We start from the raw sequence: 349 nt of genomic DNA on the forward strand, positions 1-349 counted from the left end.
AAAGAAGAGGTGGGGAAAGGACGGTTCAAGCTCAAGTGTCCCTATTATCTAGGGGGGCTTTATCCGGATACGGATGAGCTGTGGCTGGACGTTCTGGCTTACATTGAGGAGCATTATGAGCTATCTGAGATTGAGCGGATTTACCTTTGCGGAGACGGGGGCGGGTGGATAAAGAAGGGGCTGGAGTTTTTGCCGAGGAGTCTATTTGTGCTGGATCTTTTTCACCTGGATAAATAGCTTTAGGGAAGGACAAAGAGGCATATGGAGAGATTTGGGCAGCCTTGAGGCGTGGTGATCGGGTGGGGGTAGAGAAGGTACTGAAGGGAACGGCGAGGAAGGCGGAGACTCC

At 51.9% G+C, this 349-nt stretch carries 1 pseudogene; it reads left to right on the forward strand.

Going from position 1 to position 349, the window contains the following annotated elements:
* Positions 1-349 (forward strand): annotated as a pseudogene (locus tag DXX99_RS11120) (UPF0236 family transposase-like protein); the annotation flags it as partial.

It is taken from the genome of Ammonifex thiophilus (assembly GCF_003368535.1).
Classification (GTDB): domain Bacteria; phylum Bacillota; class Desulfotomaculia; order Desulfotomaculales; family Ammonificaceae; genus Ammonifex; species Ammonifex thiophilus.